The 22,700-nt window shown below is 71.5% G+C and carries 19 protein-coding genes; 9 read left to right on the forward strand and 10 right to left on the reverse strand.

Annotation, left to right across the window (positions count from 1 at the left end; translation table 11 throughout):
- Nucleotides 1–97: 97 nt before the first annotated feature.
- Nucleotides 98–895, reverse strand: a complete 798-nt coding sequence (locus tag OG410_RS38070) for an oxidoreductase (protein ID WP_443063938.1) — start codon at nucleotides 893–895, stop codon at nucleotides 98–100.
- A gap of 287 nt (nucleotides 896–1,182) precedes the next feature.
- Between OG410_RS38070 and OG410_RS38075 the strand changes: the two genes are divergently transcribed.
- Nucleotides 1,183–1,923 (forward strand): flavodoxin family protein, encoded by a 741-nt coding sequence (locus tag OG410_RS38075; RefSeq protein ID WP_329303322.1) that lies wholly within the window; start codon nucleotides 1,183–1,185, stop codon nucleotides 1,921–1,923.
- 139 nt (nucleotides 1,924–2,062) lie between these two features.
- Here OG410_RS38075 and OG410_RS38080 read toward each other — a convergent pair whose 3' ends face one another.
- On the reverse strand, nucleotides 2,063–2,632 hold the full coding sequence (locus OG410_RS38080; RefSeq protein ID WP_329303323.1) for a TetR/AcrR family transcriptional regulator: 570 nt from the start codon (nucleotides 2,630–2,632) through the stop codon (nucleotides 2,063–2,065).
- 71 nt (nucleotides 2,633–2,703) lie between these two features.
- Here OG410_RS38080 and OG410_RS38085 point away from each other — a divergent pair, with 71 nt between their 5' ends.
- Nucleotides 2,704–3,195 carry an FBP domain-containing protein gene (locus tag OG410_RS38085; RefSeq protein ID WP_329303324.1) on the forward strand — a complete coding sequence of 164 codons (492 nt, stop codon included), beginning with the start codon at nucleotides 2,704–2,706 and terminating at the stop codon, nucleotides 3,193–3,195.
- Between the two features lie 256 nt (nucleotides 3,196–3,451).
- Here OG410_RS38085 and OG410_RS38090 read toward each other — a convergent pair whose 3' ends face one another.
- Complete coding sequence (locus tag OG410_RS38090) at nucleotides 3,452–4,111, reverse strand: hypothetical protein (protein ID WP_329303325.1); 660 nt, start codon at nucleotides 4,109–4,111, stop codon at nucleotides 3,452–3,454.
- Between the two features lie 403 nt (nucleotides 4,112–4,514).
- On the opposite strand from OG410_RS38090, the gene OG410_RS38095 reads away from it, so the two are divergent.
- From OG410_RS38095 to OG410_RS38105, 3 genes are all read left to right on the forward strand, one after another.
- The gene (locus tag OG410_RS38095; RefSeq protein ID WP_329303326.1) at nucleotides 4,515–4,934 is read left to right on the forward strand and encodes an ATP-binding protein; all 420 of its coding nucleotides are present in this window, start codon (nucleotides 4,515–4,517) and stop codon (nucleotides 4,932–4,934) included.
- 113 nt (nucleotides 4,935–5,047) lie between these two features.
- Nucleotides 5,048–5,569, forward strand: coding sequence for a hypothetical protein (locus OG410_RS38100; RefSeq protein WP_329303327.1), 522 nt, complete (start codon nucleotides 5,048–5,050; stop codon nucleotides 5,567–5,569).
- A gap of 115 nt (nucleotides 5,570–5,684) precedes the next feature.
- On the forward strand, nucleotides 5,685–7,577 hold the full coding sequence (locus tag OG410_RS38105; protein WP_329303328.1) for a glycoside hydrolase family 15 protein: 1,893 nt from the start codon (nucleotides 5,685–5,687) through the stop codon (nucleotides 7,575–7,577).
- A gap of 50 nt (nucleotides 7,578–7,627) precedes the next feature.
- Here OG410_RS38105 and OG410_RS38110 read toward each other — a convergent pair whose 3' ends face one another.
- Both OG410_RS38110 and OG410_RS38115 read right to left on the reverse strand, forming a co-directional pair.
- Nucleotides 7,628–8,449, reverse strand: coding sequence for a maleylpyruvate isomerase family mycothiol-dependent enzyme (locus tag OG410_RS38110; RefSeq protein ID WP_443063851.1), 822 nt, complete (start codon nucleotides 8,447–8,449; stop codon nucleotides 7,628–7,630).
- A gap of 280 nt (nucleotides 8,450–8,729) precedes the next feature.
- Nucleotides 8,730–9,086, reverse strand: coding sequence for a hypothetical protein (locus OG410_RS38115; RefSeq protein WP_329303329.1), 357 nt, complete (start codon nucleotides 9,084–9,086; stop codon nucleotides 8,730–8,732).
- Nucleotides 9,087–9,312: 226 nt separating this feature from the next.
- On the opposite strand from OG410_RS38115, the gene OG410_RS38120 reads away from it, so the two are divergent.
- A complete protein-coding gene (locus tag OG410_RS38120; RefSeq protein WP_329303330.1) occupies nucleotides 9,313–9,675 on the forward strand; it encodes a DUF1330 domain-containing protein in 363 nt (120 codons plus the stop codon).
- 135 nt (nucleotides 9,676–9,810) lie between these two features.
- On the opposite strand, the gene OG410_RS38125 is transcribed toward OG410_RS38120, so the two are convergent.
- Nucleotides 9,811–11,037 carry a carbohydrate-binding protein gene (locus OG410_RS38125; protein ID WP_329303331.1) on the reverse strand — a complete coding sequence of 409 codons (1,227 nt, stop codon included), beginning with the start codon at nucleotides 11,035–11,037 and terminating at the stop codon, nucleotides 9,811–9,813.
- A 208-nt stretch (nucleotides 11,038–11,245) separates the two neighbouring features.
- Nucleotides 11,246–11,893 carry a TetR/AcrR family transcriptional regulator gene (locus OG410_RS38130; protein ID WP_329303332.1) on the reverse strand — a complete coding sequence of 216 codons (648 nt, stop codon included), beginning with the start codon at nucleotides 11,891–11,893 and terminating at the stop codon, nucleotides 11,246–11,248.
- 575 nt (nucleotides 11,894–12,468) lie between these two features.
- Here OG410_RS38130 and OG410_RS38135 point away from each other — a divergent pair.
- Both OG410_RS38135 and OG410_RS38140 read left to right on the forward strand, forming a co-directional pair.
- Nucleotides 12,469–13,884, forward strand: coding sequence for an alpha/beta fold hydrolase (locus tag OG410_RS38135; RefSeq protein WP_329303333.1), 1,416 nt, complete (start codon nucleotides 12,469–12,471; stop codon nucleotides 13,882–13,884).
- Nucleotides 13,885–14,136: 252 nt separating this feature from the next.
- The gene (locus tag OG410_RS38140) at nucleotides 14,137–16,941 is read left to right on the forward strand and encodes a hypothetical protein (RefSeq protein ID WP_329303334.1); all 2,805 of its coding nucleotides are present in this window, start codon (nucleotides 14,137–14,139) and stop codon (nucleotides 16,939–16,941) included.
- 144 nt (nucleotides 16,942–17,085) lie between these two features.
- Here the strand turns inward: OG410_RS38140 and OG410_RS38145 are convergent, their stop codons facing one another.
- From OG410_RS38145 to OG410_RS38155, 3 genes are all read right to left on the reverse strand, one after another.
- Nucleotides 17,086–18,519 carry a metallophosphoesterase family protein gene (locus OG410_RS38145; protein WP_329303335.1) on the reverse strand — a complete coding sequence of 478 codons (1,434 nt, stop codon included), beginning with the start codon at nucleotides 18,517–18,519 and terminating at the stop codon, nucleotides 17,086–17,088.
- A gap of 165 nt (nucleotides 18,520–18,684) precedes the next feature.
- A complete protein-coding gene (locus OG410_RS38150; protein ID WP_329303336.1) occupies nucleotides 18,685–19,515 on the reverse strand; it encodes an aldo/keto reductase in 831 nt (276 codons plus the stop codon).
- A 242-nt stretch (nucleotides 19,516–19,757) separates the two neighbouring features.
- Nucleotides 19,758–20,912 carry a S1 family peptidase gene (locus OG410_RS38155; protein WP_329303337.1) on the reverse strand — a complete coding sequence of 385 codons (1,155 nt, stop codon included), beginning with the start codon at nucleotides 20,910–20,912 and terminating at the stop codon, nucleotides 19,758–19,760.
- Between the two features lie 419 nt (nucleotides 20,913–21,331).
- Between OG410_RS38155 and OG410_RS38160 the strand changes: the two genes are divergently transcribed.
- Entirely contained in the window at nucleotides 21,332–22,498 is a 1,167-nt protein-coding gene (locus tag OG410_RS38160; protein ID WP_329303338.1) for a serine/threonine-protein kinase, read from the forward strand.
- Nucleotides 22,499–22,700: the final 202 nt, after the last annotated feature.

Here is a 22,700-nt window from a genome sequence, read left to right on the forward strand (position 1 = left end):
AGGCATTCCGGTGCCCCCGCGCTCCAGTCGTGTGCTGTGAGACACGATCGGGGCCGCTTCGGTTGCAGGCGGCGTGGAACGGATCGCCCGGTGTCCGTCACCCCAGTTCGGCGAGGTCCTCGGCGGTCAGTTCGAGTGCTCCGGCGGCGATGTTCTCCTCCAGGTGTGCCAGGGAGCCGGTGCCGGGGATGAGGAGGATGTTGGGCGACCGGGCCAGCAGCCAGGCCAGGGCCACCTGGGGTGTGGTCGCCCGGTGGCGGGCGGCCACGGCCTCCAGGTGCTCGGCGGTGACCGGCTGGAAGCCGCCGACCGGGAAGAAGGGGACGTAGGCGACGCCGGCCTCCGCACAGGCATCGACCAGGGGATCGTCACCGCGCTGGGACAGGTTGTAGAGGTTCTGGACACAGGAGATCGGCGCGGTCTTGCGGGCCTCGGCGAACTGGTCGGCCGAGATGTTGGAAACGCCCAGATGCCGGATCAGGCCCTCGTCCCGCAGCGCCAGCAGCGCTTCCAGCGGCTCGGCCAGGGAAGCCCCGCCGGCTTCGCCGACATCACCCATCCGGAGGTTCACCACGTCCATCCGGTCCAGGCCGAGTGAGCTGAGGTTCGCCTCGATACCACGGCGCAGATTGCCGGCGGTCAGGCCCGTCATCCGGTCCGCGGGCAGGGCGATGTCGGCGCCCTCCACCAGGGCGCCCACCTTGGTCACGATCACCAGGTCGTCCGGGTAGGGGTGCAGTGCCTCCCGGATCAGCTCGTTCGCCGACACCCCGTCACGTGCGTAGTAGTACGAGGTGTCGATGTGGTTCACCCCGAGCTCCACGGCACGGCGCAGAATGCCCAGTGAGGTGTCCCGGTCCGGCCGCTCGCCCCGCGGCCAGCCGGTCAGCTTCATCGCGCCGTAGCCGATGCGCGCGACGCCCAAGTCGCCGCCGAGTTCCCATCGTTCAGTCGTCACGACCACCACCCTAGGTCCTGTCGTCCGGCCTGCCGCGTACGGCCCGCGTCCGCACGGCGCGCGACACTCCGATGCGCGCCCTGTGCGAGGCGTTCCCGTGAGTCGGTCGAGGACAAGCCGGGGCATACACGAGACGCTGCCCCTGAGTACCGTCCGGACCCGACAACCGAGTCGCCTCCGTTTCCCGGCCCGCACCGCCGCGGCCCCGCACCAAGGAGTCACCCGTGACCGAGTCACCTTCGACCTCGGCAGCCGACGACGCGTACCGCTTCGAGGACCTGCGCGCGCTGTTCATCAACTGCACCCTCAAGCCGGCACCTCAGCTGAGCCACACCGAAGGGCTGGTCGACAAGAGCAGCGCGATCATGGAGGCGCAGGGAGTCACCACCGAGGTCGTACGCGCCGTCGACCACGACATCGCCCCGGGCGTCTACCCGGACATGACCGAACACGGATTCGCCACGGACGACTGGCCCGCCATTCAGGAGCGGGTGATGGCCGCCGACATCCTCGTCCTCGCCGGGCCGATCTGGCTCGGTGACAACAGCTCGGTCACCAAGCAGGTCGTCGAGCGGCTCTACAGTGGTTCGGGAGTGCTCAACTCCGCGGGTCAGTACGCCTACTACGGGCGTGTCGGCGGCTGTCTGATCACCGGCAACGAGGACGGTGTGAAGCACTGCGCGATGAACCTCCTCTACAGCCTCCAGCACCTCGGCTACACCATCCCGCCGCAGGCCGACGCCGGCTGGATCGGGCCGGCGGGGCCCGGCCCCTCGTATCTCGACCCGGGTTCGGGCGGTCCCGAGAACGACTTCACCAATCGCAATACCACCTTCATGACCTGGAACCTGATGCACATGGCGGCCCTGCTGAAGCGGTCCGGCGGCATCCCCGCCCACGGCAACCAGCGTTCGCGATGGGACGCGGGCTGCCGCCCGGACGCCCCGAATCCCGACTACCGCTGAGGCAGGGACTGCGGGCGGACGGTCCTGTGCCGGACACCGGCGGCGTCGACGGTTGTCCGGCACAGGGGCGTCGACGGTTGTCCGGCACGGGAACGGGAAACGCGGGCCGCCGGTGCCGCCGGCCGGCCGGGCGCCGGACTCAGGGCGCGGGCCAGTTGCGCAGCAGGGCGTCGAGGGCGTCCAGGACGCGCGCCCAGCTTTCCCCCGAGTCAGGGGCGCTGTGGCTGAAGCCTCCACTCGACTCCAGGCTCACATAGCCGTGGAACACACTGCCCAGCATCCGGACCGCGTGAGTCTCGTCCGGTTCCGTGAGGTCGTAGCCCCGCAGGATCGCCCGCATCATCCGCGCGTGCTTGACGCCCGCGCTCGCCGCCGCGGTCTCGGGGTCGAGCCTGAGCTGTGCGGCGGCGTAGCGGCCGGGGTGTTCCCTGGCGTAGTCGCGGTAGACGTTCGCGAAGGCGGTCAGCGCGTCCCGGCCGGCCCGGCCCGCCAGCGCGGCGGCACCCCTCTCGGCGAGTTCGTCCAGGGCGAGCAGGGCGATGCGGGTCCTGAGGTCCTGTGAGTTCCTGACGTGCGAGTACAGGCTCGCCACCTTGACGTCGAACCGCCTGGCCAGCGCCGAGACGGTCACCTGATCGAAGCCGACCTCGTCGGCCAGCTCCGCCCCCGCTTGTGTGAGGCGTTCGGTGTTCAGTCCCGCGCGGCCCATGTCCTTCCTCTCCCTCGGCGTAACCGATTATGCATTTGCCTAAAGCTTATAGGCAAATTACCGTGAGTTGTATGAAGCCGTTGACCGAGCAAGAGATCCGTACCGCGTTCGTGAACTGCACCAAGGGTGAGGCGAAGCGCCTCTCCGTCCCGCGCGATCTGGCGGAACGGCCCTGGGACGACCTGGACTACCTCGGCTGGCGGGACCCCCAGGCGCCCGACCGCACCTACGTCGTGGCCGAGTCGGGTGGCGGTCTGAAGGGCCTCGTGCTGCGCTGCCCCAGCGCGACGGTGGGGCAGTTGCGGCGCAGCATGTGCTCGATGTGTGTGACCACCCACACCGGAGGCGTCTCCCTGATGGTCGCGCCCAAGGCGGGCAAGGCCGGGCAGCAGGGCAACTCGGTCGGTGCCTACATCTGCAGCGACCTCGCCTGTTCGCTGTATGTGCGGGGCAAGCGGGACGCGGGCGCCGGAGGGCGGATGCACGAGTCGCTGACGCTGGAGGAGAAGATCCAGCGGACCGTGGCGAACCTCGCGGCGTTCATCGCCAAGGTGACGGCCTGACCGTGCGTCGGACGGCGGCGGGCCGCGGCGCGAACGCCGCGGCCGCGGCACCGGACTTCACCGGCTCCCGCGGGACCTCGTCAGGTCCTCGCGGCGGCGGGGACCGCCTTCGGGAGAGGGCGCATCAAGGGGGTGTGGTGCGTGGTCGCACGGGACACACGCCGAGGGTCCTCGCGAGCGCTTGACCGTTCGCCCACAGGGCCCGGGAGGCCGCGTGGACGCACAAGTCCCGCACGGCGAACCGGGGGCGATCCGTTCAGGCGCCGTCCGTCTTCGCCTCTGCCTCGACCTTCGCCTCCGCCTTCGCCGGCTGTTCCGTGCCGGGCGACGGCTCTTCGGCGTCGACGGCCGTGTAGAACACGGAAGTGCCCTGCTTGGCGCGGTGGGCATGGCTCTTGGCCACGAGGTTCTCGAGGGTGGTCCGGACGACATTGGTCTGGATGCGACGCTCGGGGTGGGTCTGGCCCAGTGCCGTGGAGACCTCGGCGGCGGAGCGCGGTTCCCGCTGCTCCGTGAGATAGCGGCGGATGAGTTCGATGAGGGTGGGCTGTGCCGAGGCGGCCTCGGCCGCGGGCTTCCCGGCCGCGGACGTCCGCGGCGTCGTGGCCTTCGCGCTGTCGGCCTTCCTGGTCCGTGCGCGCTTGCCCTCGGCGGACTTGCCGGGAGTCTTCTGACGGGGCACCGAGGTCGCCGCCGTCGGCTCGGGGCCGGTCTCGACGGGCGCGGTGGTGGCCCCCAGCGCCTGATGCAGGTTGGTCAGGACCGCGTGGTCGTGGCGCAGAGCGTTCAACTGCTCCTGAAGCGCCTCCATTTCCCCACCGATGCGCTCCTGTTCCTTGGCGTTGCGCTCCAGGTCGGCGACCACCTGGGCCGTGTACTGCGATGTCAGTTCGGTGGGAGTCTTGGTGTCGGGCACGATGGGACCTCTCTTCGATGCGCGGTCGCACATGAACACACCGGGAAGGTGCCGTGGGGCAGGGCGTGTTGGTGTCGACCGGGCTGCATGGCTGGGCGACCGCACGTGGTGCGTATGCCCCGGCTTACAGATAGTACGGACAGTGTTGGCCCGTTGTTCCTTTCGCGTGCGGGTTCGCCCCAAAGGGGAGTTCGGGTCGTTCCGCGGGACCGACTCCCTCCGCGCCGTCCGGGCCCGGTTCCGGGCACATGAGTGCCCTGCCCGAACTCCTCGGCTGGGCAGGCGTGGAGGGCCGCCGCGATGTGCCGAAGCGATCGGTGACGGTGCTGACTGTACGCATGTCCCGTGGGTACACGACCCGTACGGGAGACACGGACGACACCGGCGGAAGCGAGGTCGCGTCATGGCGGTCAAGGCGATGGGCTGGGCGCACTCGTTCCCGGTCTCCGGAGGGGTGAGCGCCGGGCGACGCTGGACCCGTGGGCACCTGGAGTCCCTGGCGTGGACGGCGGAGGAGCCCGAGACGGTGGACGCCGTCGTGCTGACGGTCTCCGAGCTGCTCACCAACGCCCACATCCACGCCCGGAGCGACGCCCACCTCGTTCTCACCTGGGACGGCGACTGCCTGCACGTGAGTGTCCACGACGAGGACTCCACACCGCCGCTCCAGCGTGACCCGGAGCCGGGAGCGCTGTCCGGCCGCGGGGTGGGCATCGTGCGGATGCTCGCCGACGGGTGGGAGATGAAATGCCAGCGGCACGGGAAGACGGTCACGGCGTGTTTCCGTCCGTCAGGCGCCCGGCAGCGCGGTGACGGCGGCTGAGGCCTGCTTCCTCCCCGCCGGCGCCCCGAACTGCGTACGGCGAGTCCGCCGGAGTCCGCCCGGACGGCCCCGCCCGCCGGGCGTGGCCCCGGCCCGCCGCCTATCGTGAACGGGTGAGTGGCTCCAGCGTTCCGCCCGAGCGCGGGGATGGCGCACACCGGCCGGAACATCAGCGGACCGACTACGCGGGTGCCATCTACGGCTCCATCCTGGCCGCCTCCGTGGTGGCCACGGCCGGAACGACGGGGGAGTACCCGCGGCTCGAGGCCGTCGTGCTGCTGGTGGTCACCGGCCTGGTGTTCTGGGCGACCCATGTCTACGTGCAGATCGTCGGGGAACGCATCGTCGGCCAGCGCTGGTCGCTGCGCCAGATCCGCCGGATCGGCACGCACGAGTGGTCCATCGTCGAGGCGGCCACCCTTCCCGCCGCCGCCGTGGCCCTCAGCGCCGTCTTCGGGACGAGCGTGGGCACGGGCCTGTGGATCGCCCTGGGCATCGCCGTGGCCCAGCAGATCATGTGGGCGTGCCTCGGAGCAGTCCGCGCCGGCGCCTCCCGCGGGCTGGTCGTCGCCGAGGGCTTCGTCAACCTGGCCCTCGGCCTGATCATCGTCGCCGCCAAGGTCGTCCTGCACTGAGCACGCGCGAACACCCAGGAACGATCATGAACACTCATGAACACCCCCGAACGCGGACGACTCGTTAGCCTGGAGCGGAGGGGGAGGCTCGGGTGACGGCCCAGAGGAGGCCGGTATGGCCAGCACGGCGGACATGAACTCCGGGGTCGGAGCCGACGGCGGGACCCATGGCGCGCCCGGTGGCCCGTACGGCACGGGCACCCCCCGCTACCTGCCGATCGCCGACCACGGCCTGATCGGCGACCTGCGCAGCGCTGCGCTGGTCGGCACCGACGGCACCATCGACTGGTACTGCTGCGCGCGCTTCGACGCGCCCAGCGTCTTCGCCTCGATCCTGGACGCCGACCGGGGCGGCCGCTTCGAACTCGCCGCGGACGTTCCGGCACGGACGAAGCAGTTCTACTTCCCCGACACGAATGTGCTGATCACCCGGTTCTTCGCGGACGACGGGGTCGGGGAGATCCAGGACTTCATGCCGGTCGTCGACGACTCGCGCGAGGCCGGCCGCCACCGCCTGATCCGCCGTGTGGTGTGTGTCCGCGGCACCCTGCCCTTTCGCGCGCGCGTCGCCCCCCGCTTCGCCTACGGGACGGTCCCGCACACCGTGCACGTCGAATCCGGCCAGGCCGTCTTCACCACACCCGCGCTCAAGCTGGCCCTGACGTCCACGGTGCCGCTCGAGGCCGCGGGGCAGGACGTGTGGTCGCTGTTCAAGCTGCACGAGGGTGAGTCCGCGGTCTTCGCCCTCGACCGGATCACCGACGAGGTGGCTCCGCGCTTCTGCGCCGTGACGGAGGCCGAACGGGACTTCAAGGCCACCGTGCGCTACTGGCGGCACTGGCTGTCGCAGTCGCGCTACCGGGGCAGGTGGCGGGAGATGGTGCACCGTTCCGCCCTCACACTGAAACTGCTCACGTACGCCCCCACCGGCGCCATCATCGCCGCGCCGACCACCAGCCTGCCCGAGCGGATCGGCGGTGAGCGCAACTGGGACTACCGCTACGTGTGGATCCGCGACGCCGCGTTCTGTGTGTACGCGCTGCTGCGCCTGGGCTTCACCGACGAGGCCGAGGCCTTCATGGGTTTCCTGTCCGAGCACGTCCAGGGCGGCGTACCGGAGAACGTCGGCCCCGACGGCCCGCTACAGATCATGTACGGCATCGACGGGCGCCGTGACCTGCCCGAACGCGAGCTGACCCACCTCGAGGGCTATCGCGGATCCGCGCCCGTACGCGTCGGCAACGGCGCCGTCGGCCAGCTCCAGCTCGACATCTACGGCGCCCTCGTCGACTGCCTCTACCTCTACGACAAGTGGGGGCAGCCCCTCTCCAGCGCGCACTGGGACAACATCCGCGGACTGGTCGACTGGGTGTGCGCGAACTGGGACCAGCCCGACGAGGGAGTGTGGGAGACCCGCGGAGGCCGTAAGCCCTTCCTCTACTCCCGCGTCATGTGCTGGGTGGCCATCGAACGTGCCATGCGGCTGGCCCGGCACCGTGGCCTGCCCGCCGACGTGCTGCGCTGGGGCGACGCCCGCGACACGATCTACCAGCGGATCATGAGCAAGGGCTGGTCCACCCGACGCAACGCCTTCACCCAGTGCGAGAACAGCGACATCCTCGACGCGTCGCTGCTGATGATGCCGCTCGGGAAGTTCATCTCCCCCACCGACCCCAAATGGCTCGCCACCCTCGACGCCCTGGGCGAGGACCTGGTCTCCGACTCCCTGGTCTACCGCTACGACCCGCAGACGAGCCCCGACGGTCTCCAGGGCGAGGAAGGCACCTTCTCGATCTGCTCGTTCTGGTACGTGGAGGCACTCACCAGAGCGGGCCGTCTCGACGAGGCCCGGCTCGCCTTCGAGAAGATGCTCACCTACGCCAACCACCTCGGCCTCTACGCGGAGGAGATCGGCCATACCGGCGAACAGTGCGGCAACTTCCCCCAGGCCTTCACCCACCTCGCCCTCATCAGCGCGGCCTTCAACCTCGACCGCAGGCTCGGCTGACCCGCGCGGGAGGGGCGTGGGAAGCGGGGCCCCGTGCGGGGGCGGTGCGCTCAGGGCGCGGTGAAGAGGCCGGGGAAGCGGGGCGCGAGCCAGGGCTTGCGGCCACGGACGAGGATGCGGCCGCGGAGGATGGGGCTCACCTGCCCCTGGCGGCCGAGTGCCATCAGGAGGAAGGTGACCGGCTCGATGGAGATGGTGCAGTCCGGTCCCGCCGGTGGCCGCTCGTCGACGGTCACCGCACCGTCGGCCAGTGTCACGCCGAACGCGCCGCCGCCCCACAGGCGTATGGCGTAGCGGGCGTTCATGCCGGCAGTGTTGCGCGGTTCGGCCACCCGCGGCATCGCCGTGAGCAGGAACGGCAGGGTCAGCTCCACCCGGGCCCGGTCGAGCATGTGCGGCCGCCCCAGCGCGCGGGCGAGGTCGTAGCCGTGGCCGAGCATGTGCGTGAGCAGGTACGCCCCGAGCTCCGCCGGACTCATCGGGCCCAGCGGAGTGACCACGGGTCCCTCCAGGACGCCTTCGCCCAGTGACGCGGCACAGGCGTCGGCGTGTTCGACGATCATCGCGGCGAGGGGTTCGGCCCGCCGCTCCCCGAACTCCGCCAGCGACCGTTCGTTGGCCCCGGCGAGGCTCTGCGGGGTGCCGTCCCCGTAGGGGCGCGCGTGTCCCGCCGCGAGCTGGGCCATCAGCTCGTTGGCCAGCGCCAGATGTGCGGCCGCCTCGCCGACACTCCACGTGGCCCCGGGGATGCGGCGTTCCATGTCGGCGTCGGCCCGCAGCAGCGCGGCGATGTCCTCGGCGGTCTCGTGCAGCGCCGCACCCAGTCCCTCGGGCAGCTGCCTCCGCACGTCCTGCCCAGCCACTGGGTCCACGTCGTTCGCCTCTCCTGCCGGCCCCTCCTCACCCGGGCTGCGGGCAGACCATGATGAGGCGAGGCGCCATTTGCCCACCGGACGTACAGAAGACCAGGCATCGGCGGCAGCGACAAGACCCTGAACAGGGAGAACGCTCTTCTGAGGCGGGCCCGCGGCGGAAAAACGGCCATTTGTGCTGTCGTCGTCGTGCGGTGTCAGTCGCACGACGGGCGGCTCTTGGCGCGCTGCCAGAGGAGCTTCACATGTTCCGTGGCGATGGAGTGCGCGCGGCTGACGGTCACCGTGACGCGTCCCCCGGTCCGGCCGGGAAGGTCGAAGGCGTAGAGGCGGCGTCTGCCGTCGAGGAAGGGGGCAGCGGTCGGAGTGCGAGGGGGGTGCCGTTGCAGGTCACCGACAGGACGGTTTCGCGGTCCGCGCCGATCACATGGTGCTGGTCGAGGATCCCGGTGGTGACCAGGGGGACGATCGTGGGACGGGCGGAGAAGGGGTGTTGCCGGGGGACGAGGTGCACGTGGTCATGACGGCGCCGCCGTCCGTCGTGGCCCGTGGTGAGGCGGCGCGGGCCGGCGTCCTCGTCCTCGTCGCCGTCGGAGTGGGTGCCTTCGCCTGCGATGGCTGGGCGCCGCCGGTGCACGCCGCCGCCGAGAGAAGCGCGGCTCCGGCCGGCACGAAGGAACGAAGCCTGTTCATGATTCCCCCCGTTGTCCAGGCAACGAGCCCAGCGTAACGGCGTCGCGGGTGCCGCGTCCGTGGCGGCGGGTGACCGTCACGGGCCCCGTTTACCTCTCGGGTAATCGACTCCTGTGGGCGCGGCTGCCAGGGTCGGTGAGAACGGAGCCCGAACGGCCGGAAGGGATGCCATGACCGCGTACGCCATAGCCCACCTGCGGGAAGCCGCACCGCACCCCGAGATCGCCGAGTACATCGAGCGGATCGGCGCCACCTTCGAACCGTACGGCGGCCGCTTCCTCGTGCACGCCACGCGGCACGAGGTGGTGGAGGGCGGCTGGCCCGGCCATGTCGTCGTGATCGGCTTCCCCGGCATGACCGAGGCGTGTGCCTGGTGGGACGCACCCGCGTACCGGGACATCGCCCCGCTGCGCTCGCGGCACATCGAAGGGGACATCATCCTGGTCCCGGGCGTGCCCGAGGGCTACGACCCGACGGCCGCCGCGACGGCGATGAGGGAGGCACTGCGTGCCGGCCCCGGGGCCACGTGGTGAGGGGACGGCGCCGCCCGGATCCCGGGTGACGCCGTCCCCTCAGAGGTACGGTCCTGCGGCGGGCCGAAGGCCGGCGGAGCCGGACGGGTGCCCGTGGGGCGCCCGTCAGGAGCCGGTCAGGAGCCGGTCAGACAGTCAGCAGGAGCCCTCGTCCTGCCACGGACCCCACTCGGCGCCGGTCGGTGCCTCGTTCTGGGTCCACCACTTGGCCTTCCAGTTGTGGTTGTTGTACGAAGCCTCGTTGCCGGCGGTGTAGACCGTGGCCGAGTTCCAGGCCGTCTTGCAGGCGCTGCTCGGCGGCGTGGGAGTCGGGGTCGGGGTGGGCGTCGGAGTGGGGGTACCGGTGGGCGGGGTCGCGCCGGCGAACTTCACCGAGTACTTCGCGAAGTCCCAGGAGTTCTGGGCCACGCTGGAGCAAGTGCCCGACGTACGGCCGCCGTTGTCGGCGGGGGAGCACTGGCGGTCGCGGTTGAGGGACCAGAAGGTGAAGCGGTCCATCTTGTGGCTCGTGGCGAAGTCCAGCACCGTCTGGAAGTCGGCCTGGGAGAAGTACTCGCCGGTGTCACTGCGCCCGTTCATGCCGGAGAAGCCCTCATGGGCGTAGGCGGTCGCCTGGTCCCAGCCGAAGGTCGACTGGAGGATCGTGTTGAAGTTGGCGAGCGCGCCGGTCTGGGACGCGGCGCCGTTGAAGCCGCCGTCGAACGGCATGATGGAGAAGTTGTTCGGGGTGAAGCCCTGCGCCTTCGCCTCCAGCAGCATCTGCTTGCCGAACCAGCCCGTTCCGTCCGCCGTGCCGGCCGTGGTGACGGACACGTACAGGCCCGGGTTGTTCTGCTGAAGGATCTTGGCGGCGCCGATCTCGTTCTTGATGGCCGCCGTGTTCTCGTACTCCGGCTCCTCGAGGTCGAAGTCGACCGCGTGCAGGCCGTACTTGGTGATGACCTGCTGGTACGCGGCAGCGGTGGAGGCCGCGTCCGAGCAGGTCTGCCCGAGCTTGGTGCCGCCGTAGCCGCCGATCGAGATGGAGACGTCGCCGCCCTTGGCGCGGATGGTGTTGATGACCGACTGCACGGCCGTGTCCGAGGACACCGCTGCCGTTCCGCCCCAAGTGGGCGAGCAGCCGCCGCCGTTGGGGGCGAGGACGAAAGCGAGCTGGAACGCCTTGAGGCCGGTCGCGTCCATGATGGCGGCCGCGTCCGGCGGATCGTTGTCCAGTGGCATCAGGTAAGGGGCGGCGGCGTACCAGCGGTTGCTGAGCGCGGTGGTCGCGCCCGAGGCGCTGCCCGCGACGAGCGCGGTCGTGCCGACCGCGGCCAGGCTCACGGCGGCAGCCGCGCCCAGACATGCGCGAAGACGTCTCACTGTGCCTCCAGAGGGGTGGGGGAGTCCCAGCTTCCGGGCTCTGTCGCGATCACGTCAATATGTTGGACTAGACCAAATGGGTCTTTGGACTAGACCAGGTGAAATCTTTACCCGGCCGCCGTTCCCGCGTGCATCGCATGCGGATCGCAGACCGTTCGCCTGTGGCCCGCGGCTCCAACCGGTGTGTCCTGACGGGGCGTTGACGGCGTCAGTACGGCAGGCCCTCCGATGCGGCGCGGAGTGCGGCGTGCATGCATGCGGCGAGGTCCTCCTCCGAGGACTGCGTCTCGTCGGCGAAACGTACGGCGAAGTCCTCCGCCGCCGCGCGCAGCGCGCCGTTGACGGTGGCCGCGTGCACCTTGACCCGCAGATCGTCGGTGCTCCCGCCGGAACGCCGGGCGAGGACCTCGGTGAGGACGGGCAGCGCGTCGTCATGGGCCTGGAGCCAGACGGCACGCAGCGCCGGCTCGGTGGGGGTCATGCGGATCAGGTCGAGCACCGCGGGGTCGGCGGACGGCAGTGTCCCGTGGCGGCAGGAACGGGTGAGGAAGTCCAGCAGGCCGGTCTCCGGCGGCCAGTGGCGCAGTTGATCCGTCGCCGCGTCGAGTCCCGCCGTCAGTAACGGGCGTACGCAGCTCTCCTTGGTCGGGAAGTGGCGCCACAGCGTGCGGGTCGAGACGCCCACCGCCTCCGCGATCTGGTCCCCCGTGGTGTTCGTGACGCCCTGGGAGACGAACAGGCGCACGGCCTCACGGGCTATGTCCAGACGGAGAGCCTCCTTGCGCCGTTCGCCCAGTGACGGCCGCGCGGCCGCCGCGGCCTGCGTGGCCCGGTCTGCGGGTGCCGCTTCGCGCACCGTCGCCCCACCATCCCTGTCCGTCCGACCGGAGGCAGCATAGCGAGCCGTTCGGAAATGACGCACGCAGACATCTTGTCACTGAGTGACATCCACTCCTACTCTCCTGATGTGACTCGGGAGTAACTAGTGGACGCCGAACGGGACTTCGGCGTCCGCCGCTGCCGGGAACCGATACAGGAACAGGGCGGCACGGGACAGCGGGACACAGCACGGAACGGCGGAGCCGCAGCCACGAGCCCCCGGGCTCCGCCGAACACGACCCCCGAGCCCTGCCGCCCCGCCCGCACGTCGGATGACGTGCGGGCGGACGCCGCACCACGCGCCGCCCGGCCGACGGCGCGTCGACGGTGTCTTCGTCCTGTCCACCTCCGCGATGCGGCCGGGCGGGGTCCCGTCCTGCCCGAACTCCGCATCCCGGCACCGCTCTTCCCCCCTCACCGACCCGTGACCGTCACCGGCAGTCCCGCGGTGACGGCCCCCGGCCGGCCCCCAGCCACACCCGGCGTCACGCCATTGACGCCGTCGGCCGCCCGCACGACCCCCACGTTTTGACGAAGCAGGGAGTGAGCCGCATGGAACGACCCCCCAGCACCCATCAGCCGCGTCCGGTGTCCGGCCGACGTCCGGAACGGGATCTGCCCTCCACACGCCCCGGGCCCGTCGCACGGAACCGCGGCCGCCTCCTCGCCACCGCACTCGCGGTACTCGCCTGTCTGAGCGTCCAGGCGATCCCCGCGGCGGCGGCCGGCACCGGCGACGTGGTGTCCCGTGGCGTGACCATCCCCGCGTTCTACACGCCGCCCGCGAACCTCCCCGCGGCCAACGGCGCCCTGATCCGCAGCGAACCCCTCCCCCTCGCGCTCAGCCTGCCCGGCCTCGACGGTCCGCTCCCCGGTACCGCGACCCGCCTGATGTACAAGTCGACCGACTCCAACGGACGGCCCGTCGCCGTGACCGGCGCCTACATCGAGCCCGCGGCCCGCTGGAAGGGCGACGGTCCGCGCCCCCTGGTCGCCGTGGCCCCCGGCACCATGGGCCAGGGCGACCAGTGCGCGGCCTCCATGGGTCTCGAACACCCGATCAGCCTGAACGACGAGACGGTTTCGGTCGGTTACGAGGACCTCTCCATCTACCGGCTCCTGGCCTCCGGCGTGGCGGTGGTCGTCACCGACTACGCCGGGCTGGGCGCGACCGACCGGCTCCACACGTACGTCGACCGTCTCGACGGCGGCCACGCGCTGCTCGACGCCGTCCGCGCGGCCCGCGCGCTGGCCGGAACGTCGGTCACCTCCGCCTCACCCGTCGGCCTCTTCGGCTACAGCCAGGGCGGCGGTGCCAGCGCGTCGGCGGCCGAACTCCAGCCCTCCTACGCCCCGGACATCACCCTGGCCGGCACCTACGCCGGCGCACCGCCCGCCAACCTCACCGAGGTGATCAAGGGCATCGACGGCAGCGCTCTCGCCGGTGCCCTGGGCTGGTCCCTCAACGGCTTCCTCCAGTCCGACCCCGATCTTCAGGGCTTCGCGGACGCCCACATCAACGCCGCCGGGAAGGCCGCGCTGAACGACCTCTCCACGATGTGCGTCGGCGACGCGATCCTCGGATACGCGTTCAAGAAGAGCACCTCCTGGACGACGGACGGCCACTCCGTCAGCGACCTCGTCGCGAGCACACCGGCCCTCCAGGCCACGCTCGCCGACCAGCGCATCGGCAATCTGAAGCCGGCCAGTCCGGTACGCCTGGTCACCGGCGTCCAGGACGACATCGTTCCGCACGCCCAGGCACGTCAACTCGCCGTCGACTGGTGCCGCAAGGGCGCCGACATCACGTACGACGCCATCGTCCTGCCGAACCTCGGCGACGGACTGCTCCTCAACCATGTCGCACCCCTCCTCACCGACCAGGGCGACGCCATCTCCTGGCTGACCGACCGTCTCTCCGGCAGGCACGCCTCCTCCAACTGCTGGACGATGCCCCTCCAGCCCTGACGTGTCCGGTGCGGGCCCCGGCGCCGATTCCCGGCGCCGGGGCCCGCACGCGTGGCCGCGAAAGAGAGCGTCGCGCGCACCCTCCGTCTCGCCGGCACGCTCGAATCGGCATCGCCGTAAGGGAGTTGAGAAGGAAGAACACCGCCGGCGCGAGGCAACCCCCCGGCCTCCTCCTCCGTCCTCGTGGGACGGGGGAGCCCGTCGGTACCGACGTGGCGACGGGGGCGCATGCCGACCAGGAGGAGAAGAATCTTGTTCCGTGTCCGGCGAATAGGGGTCGTCGCTGCGGTGTTGCTCGCAGCGGTCGCAGGATCGCCAGGATCGACCCAGGCACAGCACAACACCGCCGGCTCCGCGCGGTCCGTGGGATCGGCCTCGGCCGCGGACGCCGACGGCGGACTTCCCGCCGGATGGAGCCTCACCGGAGAGGGAGCGGCACGACAGTTGGTCTGGCGCTCGGCCGAGCCGGTGCCCATGAGCGACTCGGGCGTCGCGTTCTATTCCGGGGACCGCTTCCTCGGCCGTCCCGTCGGCGAGCCGGACGGCCGCTCCTTCCGGCTCACGCTGGGTGCGGCACAGTTCGGGAAGCCGTCCGACCTCCAGGCACGGACCGGCGAACGGCGCCTGGACGCGGCGGGCGCCGGGCGGAACCGGACCGTCGGGCCCAAGGAGCCCGGGGAACGGTCCGGGCTGTCGGCCCAGCCGGCGGCCCGGCTGCCGGTGAACGCCGTCGACCCCGGCAGGCCGGGCTCCTACCGGACGGCCACCGGTGACTACAAACTCCCCTCGGTCCGCCTGCCCGGCCTGCCCGAGCGCGTGGAGATGCGCGCCGTGGTGGTCGCGCCCACGAACGCCCCGGGACACCGGCCGCTGGCCCTGTTCCTGCACGGCCGCCACGCCACCTGCTACGGCCACGGCCCCGACCCGAGTGGCGAATGGCCCTGCCCGGCGGGCAGCAGGTCCATTCCGAGCTACCGGGGTTACCTCGCCGACCAGAAGCTGCTGGCCTCGCAGGGATATGTGACCGTGTCCATCGCCGCCAACGGCATCAACGGACAGGACTACGCGGCGGAGGACGGCGGCGCGCAGGCCCGGTCGTCGCTCGTGCGGCAGCACTTGGCCCGTTGGGCGGGCTGGTCCGCGGACCGGGCCTCCGCGCCCCCGATCGTACGGCGGGCGGCTCCGGCGGACCTGTCACGTGTCCTGCTGGTCGGCCACTCGCGCGGCGGCGAGGGCGTGAACCGGGCAGCCATGGACAGCCTGTACGGCGCCCCGGCCGACCAGGACGGTTATCACGGGCCGGTGCGCTGGCACATCCGCGGCACCGTCCTCATCGGCCCCACGATCTTCGGGCAGAACCCGGCGCCCGACGTCCCCTCCGCGACGATCCTGCCCGGCTGCGACGGCGATGTGACCGACCTCCAGGGCGAGATGTACGTGGACGCGACACGCGGAGTCAGCCGCGGCGCCGCTCTGCACAGCGCCGTCTACATGGTCGGCGCCAACCACAACTTCTTCAACGCCGAGTGGACCCCGGGCCAGGCCCAGGCACCGGCGGAGGACGACTTCTGGAACGGGGAGTCCGACCGGGTGTGCTCGCCCGGCACCGCCACGAGGCTGACGGCACGTCAGCAGCAGACCGCCGGCGCGACGTACATCGCCGCCGCCGCGCGGCTGTTCGTCGCCGGTGACGACCGTGTACGGCCGCTGCTCGACGGTTCGGGGCGGCGCGCGCCCTCCGCCGGTCCCGCCCGGGTTGTCACCCACGCGGTCGGCGGACGCCGGACTCCGGCGTTCCTGCCGGACGGACAGGTCTCCGTCGACGGCGGCAGGCTGTGCGACGAGGTGACCGAGACCGTGTCGGCGGCCTGCCTCGGCTCCGGCCGCAGCGGTGGCTCTCCGCACTTCGCCACCTGGGCGCCGTCGCAGGAGCCGGGCCGGCGTGCCGTGGCACTGCGATGGACGTCCGCCGGTCACGCGGTCCGGGTCGGTTCGGCGAGGCCGGTCTCGATCGCCGGCTCCCGGGATCTGGCGCTGCGTCTGATCGTTCCGCCGAACACCAGGGACGCCCGGTTCGACATCGGACTGACCGACACCTCCGGCCACCGGGCGACCTTGGGGCGGGTCCGTCTCGACGGTCTGCCCGGAACCGACCGAACCGCCTCCTTCTGGGGCCAGGAGGTCCGGCTGCCGCTGGCCGCCGCCCTCCGCGCGGGGGTCGATCCACACCGGGTGAAGTCCCTGGAGATCGTCCCGCGCACCGGCTCCGGACAGGCGTGGCTCATCGACGCGTGGGGATGGCGCGGCGGAACCCCCGCGGTCCGGGCGGCGGACCTGGTACGCGTCGACATCGGCCGGCTGAGCGTCGCGGAGGGCGGGTCGGGCGTGCGGACCTACCACGTGCCGGTGAAGGTCACCGGGCAGGGGAAGGGCACGGTCCGGCTGTTCGTCGCCGATCCGGACACGGGCCGGACCACCTCGCGCGAGGTGACCGTAGGGCCCGGCCAGAGCCCCGAGGTGCCGGTCGAGGTCCGGGGCAACACGCGCTACGGCTACGACGTCTCCCACGACATCTTCGTGAAGGCGGTCCACGGCGCCGTGACCGGTGCCTACCGGGGTGGTGTGACCGCGCTGAACGACGATCCGATGCCCGCCTTCACGGTGACCCCGCCCTCCGCCCGCGCGGCCGAGGGCCGGAAGCTGACCTGGCGGATCGACCTCTCCGCGCCGGCCGACGTGGACATGCAGTCCGACATCGCCGTCGTCCCCGTCACCGGCGGAAACGAACTGTCCACCACCGACGTGGATCCGCAATGGCTGCGGAACATGTCCGGCAAGGAACCGCTGCCGTCACGGCCGCTGTCCCAGGTGGACGGATTCTTCCTGTTCGTCGACATACCCGCGGGCCGGACGAGTACCGAGTTCACCGTCCCCACGGTCGGGGACCGGATCGCCGAGCCGGAGGAGACGGTACGGCTGCGTATGACCGTCTACGACGAGACGGGCCGGCCGTACGACGGACCGGAGTTCACCGGCACGGTGCACGACCCGGCGTAGCCCGCGCAAGGCCCGCGCCCCGGCCGGACCCGGACCCTCGGGATCCGGCTTCCGGCCGGCGCGCGGGACCCGCGCCCCGGCCGGAAGCCCCGGGACGCTTACGTCACCCCGCCCGGCAGCACGCGGCGTACGACGCGCGCTGTTCTACCCGGCGCCACCGACCGCGCCGCTCGCCGGCAGGAGCGGGGCCATGCCGGAGAGGTCGCGGGCGGTGACGCTGTTGCGGTCGCGGACGGACCGGCCGAAGGCGTACTGCGGCCACAGCCCGGCCGCGATCCGTCTGCCCCGCTCGCTCCACTCCCTGGCCGGTTCGCTGTTGCTCCTGTAGTAGTTGAGCGCGTAGCCGCCGGTGTGGACGCGCAGCAGAACGAAGCCACCCGGGTAGTCCTTCGCCGCGCCGACCTCCTGCAGGGTGACATGAGCGGCCTGCGGAAGAACGGTGCGCTTGTTGCGGTGGGTGTGCCCCGAGTGGTGCAGGAAGACGCCGGGGGTCGAGGCGTAGGCCTCGAGAATGCTCCGGGCCTGGCGCCGGTCGAGCCGCTGCCCGCTCGTCACGGGGAACGGCGAGTTCCGGACGGTCAGCGGATGATGCCCGAAGACCACGGTGGGCCGCTCGCGATCCTCCCTCAACCGTGCCCGGAACCAATGCAGTTGGTCGAGCGAGAGTCCTCCGGCGTCGCCGCCGTTGCCGCGTTTGTCGTAGGTGTCGAGGCCGATGATCCGCAGCCCGCCGAGACGCCGGGCGAAGTACGAGGGGCCGTCGCCCCCGAGGAAGCCGTCCCGGAAACCGTCGTCCGGTTCTCCGGTGCCGCGATCCCGGGGCCGGTCGTGGTTTCCCCGTACGACGAAGTAGTCCCGTCCGTGCCTGCCGAAGCCGTCCAGGATGCGTCTGGCCTCCAGCAGATCCCGCGGCGCGCCCCCGGCGGACAGGTCGCCCGCGGCCAGCAGACGGTCGGCGCCGCGCCGGCGCGCCTCGTCGACCAGGGCTCGGGCCATGATCTCCGGGTACGGGGTGAGGCCGTGCTCCTGTGAGATGCCGCGCAGCAGCGGGACCCCCGCCACCAGACCGGCGGTGGTCTCACCGAGGTGCAGGTCGTTGCAGAGCGCGATCGACATGACATGACGGCCCGGTGGCGCCTCCGGTGTGGTGAAACAGTACGGGCCGCCGGGGGAGCCGAGCCCGTGCGGGGAGGTTCCGACCGCGTTGCCCCGCACGAGATGCAGCGGAGCGGGGGTGGCCGCCGACCCCCGGGAGTGCGCCCGGTAGTAGTAGGTCTGGCCGGGTTCCAGATCCCTCAGTTCCACCGTGTGGTGGGCGGTGCGACGGCCTTCGGAGGCCGTGCGGTTGAGCCGCGCCGGGTGGGTCCCGTAGACGACTTCGCCCTCGGTGACGGCCGGGAGCATCGGACCTCGCCCGCTCTCGGTGGCGGGTGTTCCGGTGAACCAGGTGATGACCGCGCGGTCCTCGCGGAGAGTGACCAGCTCCAGACGCACGGCGGACACGGTGCCGGGTGCGCGCGGGGTGCGGGCGGGTGCCGTACGGCGTGGGGTGACGGCGGGAAAGCGTCGGCGTCGCATGCCTGTTGGGTGCCCGCGCGCGGTGAACGGCGACGGTGTCACCGGGGGCGGGAACCTGAAGGGAGACCGTGGGAAGGATGTCGTGTCCCGGTTCCGGGGGACCGCAAGGCACCTCGGCGACGGCGCCCCGCCGCGGACACCCGCCACGAGCGGGGCTCCGGGGCCTCAGAACTCCTCGTGTGTCGTGGGGTCGCCGCCGAGGCGCCGGTGCGGACGGTCGCCGACGGCCGTCATCTCGGCGGGAGTCAGCTCGAACCCGAAGATGTCGATGTTCTCCCGCTGCCGCCCGGGGTCGGCGGACTTGGGGATGGGCACCGCTCCGAGCTGTGTGTGCCAGCGCAGCACGACCTGGCCGGGCGTCACACCGTGGGTCTCGGCGATCTTTCCGAGCACGGGGTCGTCCAGGAGGGCGGAGCCACGGCCGAGGGGACTCCAGCTCTCCGTGATGATGCCCCTGTCATCGTGGAAGGCGCGCAACTCGTCCTGGGGAAGCGAGGGATGGAGCTCGATCTGGTTCACCGAGGGCACCACTCCGGTCTCCGCCTCCAGCCGGCCGAGATGTTCGGCCGTGAAGTTCGAGACACCGATCGCCCGCACCAGGCCCGCCGCGCGGAGCTCGATCATCGCCTTCCAGGAGCCCACGTACTTGTCGACGCGGGGCAGGGGCCAGTGGATGAGGTAGAGATCGACGTAGGAGAGTCCGAGACGGACCCGTGACTCCTCGAAGGAGGCGAGCGTCTCCTCGTAACCGTGGTGCCTGCCCGGCAGTTTGGTGGTGACGACGATCTCCTCACGAGGGACGCCGGAGCGGGCGACGCCCCGTCCGGTGCCGGTCTCGTTGCGGTAGTTGGCCGCCGTGTCGACGAGCCGGTAGCCCATGCCGAGCGCGCGGCTCACCGCTTCCTCGGCCTGCGCGTCGTCCATCGGCCAGGTGCCGAGGCCGACAGCCGGGACCTTCGTACCGTCGTGGGCCGTGCGGCCCGGGATGCTGATCACGAGGAGCCCTTCCGAAGCTGCGAGAGGTACCCGCCCATCGTGCACGGCTGCCGCCGCTGCGGCGACGCGGGCACGCCGTCACCGGCACGACCTGCGCCCCGCTCGGCCGGAAGCCGGAAGCCGGAAGCCGGAAGCAGGAAGCCGGAAGCAGGGGCCGAAGACCGGCGCGTCGCGCCACGCGTCCCGGACGGCTCGCGGGTGCACCGGCCCGCTCGGCGGACGAGCGGGCCGGTGCGGTCGGGTCAGGCCGTGTGCAGCCTGAGCCCGTAGCGGTTCAGGATCTCGTTCACGGGCTGGTACCAGGTCTCGCCTCCGCTGCTGCAGTTGCCCCAGCCGCCGGAGGTGACGCCCTGTGCCTGGTCGCCGCTGATGAACGAGCCGCCCGAGTCGCCGGGTTCGGCGCAGACACTCGTCTTGGTCATCTGGTGCACCGCGCCCTGGCTGTAGTTGACGGTCTCGTTCTTCGCGAGGACGGTGCCGCAGTGCCAGTGGGAGGTCGAGCCGGAGCGGCAGATCGACGCTCCGACGGGCGCCTCGCCCGAGCCGCGGACGAGCTGGTCGGACACGGTGCCCCAGCCGAGGACGACGGGTACCGTCCACCACCCGCTGCCCACGTTGACCCAGGCGTAGTCGTTGTCCGGGAACGAGGAGCCCTGGAAGTTGCCGATGTAGCTGCCGTCCCAGCCGCGGACGGAGGCGCCCGGCTGGGCGCAGTGCCCGGCGGTGACGAAGCCGCCGTACACGGAGAAGCCTATGGAGCAGCGGACGTTGCCGGTGTAGTAGGGGTCACCGCCCACCGTGCCGGCCGCGAACGTCGTCGGAGCCTTGTCCGTCTGTCGCACGAGGACGGGACCGGCCGCCCGGGCGCGGGCGACGAAGGACCGGACATCGTTGTCATCCTTGTGTGCGGACACCACATCGACGACGACGGAGCCGGCCTGGGGGTCGACGTGCCAACTGCCCACGCCGGTCGGTGCGTGGAGCGCGTCGATGCGGGCCATGGTGGCGTCGAGCTGCCGCTGGCTGTGTTCGACAAGGGTGACGCGCGCGCCCGTCGCCTCCACGGCGTCCCGGGACGCGGCTTCGGTGACGGCCACGACGAGCTTGCCGCTCTTCGCGTCGAACCAGGAGCCGCCGTAGGCGGCGCCGGCCACGCGCCGGGCGGTGGTCTCGACGCCGCGTGCGGCGGTTTCCTGGGCGAGCCGGGCGGTCGCCTGCCGCTCGGTGAGTCCGAGGTCGTGCTGCATGGCCGAGACGAGGGCCGCGGAGGCCGGTGCCCGGGATGTCGTGGTGGTGAGGGGGGCTTCGTCGGCCGCGGCCTGGGTGAGTCCGAGCGTCGCGGCGCCGACGAGCAGGCCGGCGGATAAGGCGGTGCGCAGAACTGTGGTGCGTCTCACGGGAGTTGCCTTTCGTCGATCCGATGGTCGGTGAGTGGGGCGAAGGGCAGGAGAGAGCGCTCTCAGAGTTGCGTGAACGAGGGTAGTGGGAGGTCCTCACCAGGTCCATACCAATGCACTGACCGCTCGCTCGGGGCGGCCCGAAGTGCGGGGCTTCCGGGGCGTCCGGCCGCCGGGGCCGCTTCCCGGGCCGTCGTCGGCCTGTCTTTCGAGCGGTTCTCGGAGTCACTTTCCGTCAGTGTCCGGTGGCGCAGCGAACGGTTCTCCGTGATCTTGAGGCCGAGGGTGAACAGCGTCTGATCACCGTCGTGTTGGCAGTAGGCTCAACCTGCTGCGGCGCCCCGATGATCACTCATGCTCGGTAGGGAATCGAACCGTGGCGATCGACGGAATCCCAACGGCGTGAGGATGAAGCACAAGTGCTGATAGCGGGGCGGTATCGGCTGCAGGCCACTCTCGGGCGGGGCGCGATGGGGGAGGTGTGGCGGGCCTATGACGAGATGATCGGCCGGTCCGTGGCAGTGAAGCTGCTTCTCTCCCAGGACGCCGACCCGACGGCCGCGGCCCGGTTCCGTCTGGAGGCCCAGACCGCGGGCCTGCTCAACCATCGCCATGTGGTGGGTGTTCTGGACTTCGGGGCCTATGAGAACCGGCTGTTCCTCGTGATGGAGCTGGTCGAGGGCGACAGTCTCGCCGGTGTCCTCAGCGACGCCGGGAGGCTTCCCGCCGACCGGGTCGCACGGATCGCGGCCGAGGCCGCCGCGGGGCTGGCCGCCGCGCATCAGCAGGGCATCGTGCACCGGGACATCAAGCCGGGCAACCTGCTCCTGGACGCCGAGGGAAGTCTCAAGATCGGCGACTTCGGGATCGCCCGTTTCATGGACGATCCGGCGGGCGGTCTGACCGCGACCGGGCAGATCGTCGGCACCAGCCTGTACCTGGCCCCCGAACGGGCCCTGGGCAAGACCGCCGGGCCGCCCTCCGACATGTACTCGCTGGGCTGCGTCCTGTACCAACTCCTCACCGGACGGCCTCCGTTCCAGGCGAGCAGCCCTGTCGCGGTCCTCCACCACCATCTCGACACCGCCCCCACCCCGCCGCGCGAGCTCGGCGCCGATCTGCCGCCCGCCTTCGAGAACCATCTGCTCGGCCTGCTCGCGAAGCAGCCCGAGGACCGGCCCACCGCGCTCGAGGCGGCCGCCTGGTACAGCTCGGGCTCCTGGCAGGGGCGTGCCGAGCCGCTCCCGGCGGTGATGCCGGAGCCGGGGCGCCACCGGCAGGCCGTCAGGGCCACGGGCCCCGCGACCACGTACGCTCTGCCGTCGGTGCTGAGGGACACCGCGGGCGGCGGGCACCGGTCGCGCCGACGCCCGCGCTCGGGGGTCTCCGAACTCCTCGCCGACCGGCGAAGAGTGGTGGGCGCGGCTGCCGGAGCCGTGGTCTTCCTGCTGGCGGTGCTCGTGGGCGTGGCGGTGTTCTCGCCCGACAGCAGCTCCGCGGAGACCCCGGAGCCGGGCTCGACCGGCGGAGTCAGCACGTCCGCTCCCGCCTCCACGGAGCCGGCCGGCACCCCCGCCGGCTCATGACGGGACCGGAGCCCGGCGAGGGTGCGGGGCGGGCGGCGCCGGGCACAGGCAGGCGGGCCTGAAGGTGCCCGGCGAGGGGGTGCGGGCGGGGCGTGACCCGGTGCGGGGGCGTGGGCCGGACGGCGTCCGGGAGGGGGACCGGCAGGGCCCGACCCGGCCGGTCGAAGGATGCGGCGAATGAGATAACTCCCATATGTTTGTG

The organism is Streptomyces sp. NBC_00659 (assembly GCF_036226925.1).
Taxonomy (GTDB): Bacteria; Actinomycetota; Actinomycetes; order Streptomycetales; family Streptomycetaceae; genus Streptomyces.

Coding starts and splice junctions, on each gene's coding strand:
- OG410_RS38070 (WP_443063938.1), bottom strand. CDS start 895: ATGAAGCTGACCGGCTGGCCGCGGGGCGAGCGGCCGGACCGGGACACC.
- OG410_RS38080 (WP_329303323.1), bottom strand. CDS start 2,632: ATGGGCCGCGCGGGACTGAACACCGAACGCCTCACACAAGCGGGGGCG.
- OG410_RS38085 (WP_329303324.1), top strand. CDS start 2,704: ATGAAGCCGTTGACCGAGCAAGAGATCCGTACCGCGTTCGTGAACTGC.
- OG410_RS38095 (WP_329303326.1), top strand. CDS start 4,515: ATGGCGGTCAAGGCGATGGGCTGGGCGCACTCGTTCCCGGTCTCCGGA.
- OG410_RS38105 (WP_329303328.1), top strand. CDS start 5,685: ATGGCCAGCACGGCGGACATGAACTCCGGGGTCGGAGCCGACGGCGGG.
- OG410_RS38120 (WP_329303330.1), top strand. CDS start 9,313: ATGACCGCGTACGCCATAGCCCACCTGCGGGAAGCCGCACCGCACCCC.
- OG410_RS38135 (WP_329303333.1), top strand. CDS start 12,469: ATGGAACGACCCCCCAGCACCCATCAGCCGCGTCCGGTGTCCGGCCGA.
- OG410_RS38145 (WP_329303335.1), bottom strand. CDS start 18,519: ATGCGACGCCGACGCTTTCCCGCCGTCACCCCACGCCGTACGGCACCC.